Annotated in this window: 4 protein-coding genes; 3 read left to right on the top strand and 1 reads right to left on the bottom strand. The window is 37.3% G+C overall.

Going from position 1 to position 4,714, the window contains the following annotated elements; translation table 11 throughout:
- Positions 1-163: 163 nt before the first annotated feature.
- Positions 164-361 carry a polysaccharide deacetylase family protein gene (locus RAO94_12690; GenBank protein MDP8323197.1) on the top strand — a complete coding sequence of 66 codons (198 nt, stop codon included), beginning with the start codon at positions 164-166 and terminating at the stop codon, positions 359-361.
- 312 nt (positions 362-673) lie between these two features.
- Entirely contained in the window at positions 674-2,023 is a 1,350-nt protein-coding gene (locus RAO94_12685; protein ID MDP8323196.1) for a hypothetical protein, read from the top strand.
- 273 nt (positions 2,024-2,296) lie between these two features.
- Here RAO94_12685 and RAO94_12680 read toward each other — a convergent pair whose 3' ends face one another.
- A complete protein-coding gene (locus RAO94_12680; GenBank protein MDP8323195.1) occupies positions 2,297-2,512 on the bottom strand; it encodes a hypothetical protein in 216 nt (71 codons plus the stop codon).
- Between the two features lie 500 nt (positions 2,513-3,012).
- Between RAO94_12680 and RAO94_12675 the strand changes: the two genes are divergently transcribed.
- Positions 3,013-4,056 carry a hypothetical protein gene (locus RAO94_12675; GenBank protein ID MDP8323194.1) on the top strand — a complete coding sequence of 348 codons (1,044 nt, stop codon included), beginning with the start codon at positions 3,013-3,015 and terminating at the stop codon, positions 4,054-4,056.
- Positions 4,057-4,714 lie beyond the last annotated feature (658 nt).

Here is a 4,714-nt window from a genome sequence, read left to right as displayed (position 1 = left end):
TGGGATTGCTCAAAGAATGTATATAAAACGAGGATATAATTTTGATGGTAGAGGGTTGATGTATAAAGGAAAAGAAATTGAACCTGGTAATCATGTTTTAGTTGATGATAGCTTAACCCTTAGTATGTTTAAAAAACTTACATAGTTATTTATGGAGATTTTTATGAAAAAGAAAATTGCGTATCTCACTATTGATGATGCACCTTCCAATAATTTTGATCTGATATTGAAGTATCTTTCAGAGAATAAAATACCTGCAATATTTTTCTGTGAAGAACGGAAAATACTTAAAAGACCTGAAGAAGTAATTAAAGCAATAAAGACTGGCATCTCTTCGAAATTAATTTTATTATTGGCTTAGTATAGGTTTGGAATAACATGTCGTCACCATTCTGGAGGTCTATCGACCATCCAGAAGGTAACTTAGCTTTGTTCAAGACCTTCCATCTGAAACCTTCCGGATGGTCGGAGACCTCCCGATTGGTTGACACTTTTTAAAACATATTATCTTCATTAGCTCCAGTAATTTAGGACTGTAATCATTTATTAAAACAGAAGGATGTCAGTTTTGGTATTTACCCGATAATCTTGCCTTACCTGAATTGCAAATTTCATTGACAGGTAACATATCTTTTTATATTTAAAATTATAAAAATAGTTGAGGGTTAATAATATGACAAAAAATAAAAGGGAGGCACTAATCAAACTTGGTGCAGCTAAATTAGCCGATACGCTGATAGAGCTCTCAAGCTCTTCTAATGAGGTGTATGACACTATAGAAAGACTAACAGCTTCTTCGGAAGAATGTGTTAAAATATTCACCAGGAAGCTTGCCAGCCTTAAACGCTCAAAGCGTATTATCTGGGAGAGAGCAAGTTTTGATTTTGCCCTTGAGCTTGAACGGCTGCTGGAAAACCTGGAAACTGGAGTAAAAGATCCCCTTACAGGTGTAAAACTCGTAGCTATTTTTTTTGAAGCTGATGAATATATATTTAATAGATGTGACGATTCCAGTGGAGCCGTCGGAGATGTGTTCACCATTGTAGCTGTTGATCTTTTCTCTCAATATGCATCTCAATTTCCTGATAAGGATAAACTGGAGAAAATAGTTCTTAAGTTATTCAGCAAGAATGATTATGGCGTCCGCGATGCCCTTATTGATAGTGCAGCTAAATATCTGCCTGAGCTAAATATCCGTTCATTGATCAATTACTTGCAGAAAAAGGTTGATCAAGAAACCGATGAAAGTGCTAAAAGGCATTATTTATATCCAATCGAATCACTGGCAAAGCAAATTGGTGATGCCAATCTTTTTGAAAATACCAGAATTCAAAATTGGGGAGATTTGAAAGTACCAGGAACTATCGAACTTGCTCAAATACATATCAAAAATGAAGAATATAATAAAGCCCTTAATTTACTTAACACAATTCCCGCTGATAACGAATTTAAGAAGTATGAAAAAGAGGAGTTACTGAAAGAGATTTATGCTAAAACAGATGATAAAGCAGAGTTAAAAGAACTACTCTATAATATTTTTAGAAATTCCCATCATATTGATAACCTTGATCAGTACCTGAAACTAATCGGTAATGATAAACGGGATCAGGTGATAAATGATGAAGTTGCTGTAATTATGAATGCCCTCTCTTTAAACTATACAGATATTAAATTTCTACTTGAGACTGATAAACTTGAGGAAGCGGAAGAATATATACTAAAATGGTCTGATCAATTGAATGGCAGCTTTTATCATATTTTGATTCCCTTTGCTAAAGAAATGGAATCCCAAAACCGCTATCTTGCTGCTACTATCCTTTATCGGAGCCTTCTGATCTCAATCCTGGAGCGTGCCTATAACAAAGCATATTCACATGCTGTTAAATATCTGATAAAATTAGATAAACTGGCTCTCACAATAGCTGACTGGAAAGATAAAATGAGCCACGAAGATTTCCATGATCTATTAAATACAGATCATGGACGCAAATCCAGCTTTTGGAAGAAATACAACCAGAAATAAAATTAATAGTTATCCAGCTAAAACCACTATCCTCGACTCCACCGAAAATGAACTTGATCATTAAGCTCTGTTTATTTACGCAGGATATCTATTTCGTCACCATTCGGGAGGTCTATAGACCTTCCAGAATGTAACTTAGCTTTGTTCAAGACCTCCTGAATGGTTGACACTTTTTAAAACATATTATCTCCATTAGCTCCAGTTATTTAGACCTGTTAGAATTAATAAAAAAGGGGATGCCAGTATTTTTTAAAGTATGTAAATCTGCAACATCTAAACATTACCAGAATATCCATCTGGTAATTGCACTCCAGACGACACAACAAAAATATGTGGTATCGTTTCGAGTGCAACTTCTAAAATCCTGAATAATCCCTGCCGAGACCTGCCTTCTATCACTATCTTGGCAATAAGAGGGCAACAAAAGGGTAAGAAGTAGGCAAGGCAAGCCTGAACGGCATGACACATATGTGTTATGCCGATCACCATTGCCTTGCCTGCTTATTGCCTAAGGGTTGCCAGGGGGTTGGGGGGATCGAGGGAAAATGAGGGTGAGAAGGGGAGATTTAAATGTAAAATTGAAAATGTAAAATGTAAAATGTAAAATTAGATGTAAAGATTTTCAACCCTTGAAGATTGAGAAGATTAGGTATCAAGATCATCCCTGGGCAGGATTTGTCCATTCACTGATCACTGATCACGAAAAAAAAATACTATGCATCCGTATGCATCTAACTGCAACGGGCTGCACCTGGTGACATGGTTAAGTAGTTGGGAATTAATGGACTTGACAAGATTTTGGTCAAGAGTGAACAATGAAGAGTGAACAGTGAAGAGTGAGAAGGGGTGAAAATAATTAAATCAGCCATAGGCTGACAAGAATGTAAAAAGGAAGAGTAATATGGTTTTCAGTCGTGTAGTCTTGAAGTCGTGTAGTCATGTAGTCTTGAAGTCGTGCAGTCATGTAGTCGCTAAGCTGGAGGCTTATTATGCCAGTTAGAGTTAATGGGAATAATGCTGCATTTGTGGAGACTTTTTGTGAGATACATGGTCGGTTTGGGAATAAGGTATTTCGGCGGAAACGTAATGGGCAGCCTTGGATTTATGAATATAAATATAAACCGAAATATGCACCTACGGTACTTAGCAGGCGGACTGTGTGCATAGTGCGTGCTGCTGCGACTGTATCTAATCCACGTAAAAAGGGTTATAAGGATATTCTGCAGAAAATATACTATTTTACGCCTTATTTTGTTTATGCCGGGGATTATGATTTTACCTGTAATACATTTTTGAAGCTCAGGCAGCGTGGGACTTATACCATTGAAATTGATGGCATGAAAGTTACGCTTAATCTGGCACCACGGACTAAGCTTAATTTTGAGTTTGATGCAGGAAATGATTATGAGCTCAAGTGCTATCAAAATCGCAGTCTGTATTCCCAAAGGCAGATCATTGTAATTGATGCAGAAGCAGATCTGGAGGAGGTTTACACTAATTGGTTTGCTGAGCATCTCACAGAAATACTATCCTGGCAATTGCCGTATTTTGGGAAAAAGAAAGTTTACCGGAGAGGGATCATTCCGCCAGTGTGGCTGCAATATATAGTAGGTAAAACGGAAAGTGGAATAATATACCGTAGCAGTTTCCGGGAGCGGTTTCAGTATTCCAGACAGCCATATGTGCATAGTCACACGGAGCAGGGGGATTATTTTTATACGGCTCAGAAACAGGTTAATGGCTGCTGGAAAGGAGCTTCAACTGAGTTTAGACAGGTGTGGGAGAAGTATCATATCCGGTGGTTTGATGCTAATTACCGGAAGCGGTGGAAGATCGTCAGGCAGCATAATTTGTGGTCGAAGCTGGTTTTCCGAGCAGGAGGGATACTGGGCTTTGACCTGGAAGAGCTCTCCCCCACTAACTGGCTGCCAGGAGTGGAAACTCTGGGTGATCTGCTGGAAGTCTGCGGAATGGGGATTTATGGATTGAGAGAAGAAGAATGTGGTGTGAGAATTTTTAATTTTGATTTATGAATTTTGAATGGAGCTTGACTGGTAAATCGTGAGTCGTGAGACGTAAAAAGTAATGTAAGATTTTAAGCAACGAACAAAACGAACAAAACGAACTAAAGAAGTATAAGATAGGAATTAAATGTAAGAATTATTTAGCCGCGAACAACCGCGAACAATTTAATGAAATATTTATTCACCTCCGATCACTGATCACCGATTATCAGTCCTGCAGTCTATCCGTCCAGAAGTCTATCCGTCCAGAAGTCTATTAGTCTTGAAGTCATGCAGTCGCTCAGTCCTGCAGTCTATCCGTCCAGAAGTCCAGAAGTCTTTCAGTCCAGCAGTCCTGCAGTCTATTAGTCGAACAGTCCTGAATAAGGTCTAAAAACAGGGGGATGCCAGGTTGCAAAAGAAATACTTGACAACAGTATAATGAATTCTCTTTATTAAAATAGGTAATGTTATAAGAAGGTAGACATGTATAATTTTAATATTTTTTTGTTTGGTAGAATAGCGTTATTCATTTGTATTGTAATTTATTTTATCATTGATAAAAAGATTATTAGAAAAGTGATTATCACTGTTTTAGTTGTCGCAGTGAACTTATTGCCATTTTTTATTCAGAACGATTTTCTAACTATTTCGTTCAGTTTTATCCAGATGATTATAATTATTCTAT

Source organism: Candidatus Stygibacter australis (assembly GCA_030765845.1).
Taxonomy (GTDB): Bacteria; Cloacimonadota; Cloacimonadia; order Cloacimonadales; family TCS61; genus Stygibacter; species Stygibacter australis.
Note: the sequence above shows the minus strand (reverse complement) of the source record. Positions and strands in the feature narration are given on the sequence as shown.

Excerpts from the sequence above, each read along its gene's own strand:
- RAO94_12690 (MDP8323197.1), top strand. The coding sequence starts at position 164 with ATGAAAAAGAAAATTGCGTATCTCACTATTGATGATGCACCTTCCAAT.
- RAO94_12685 (MDP8323196.1), top strand. The coding sequence starts at position 674 with ATGACAAAAAATAAAAGGGAGGCACTAATCAAACTTGGTGCAGCTAAA.
- RAO94_12680 (MDP8323195.1), bottom strand. The coding sequence starts at position 2,512 with ATGGTGATCGGCATAACACATATGTGTCATGCCGTTCAGGCTTGCCTT.
- RAO94_12675 (MDP8323194.1), top strand. The coding sequence starts at position 3,013 with ATGCCAGTTAGAGTTAATGGGAATAATGCTGCATTTGTGGAGACTTTT.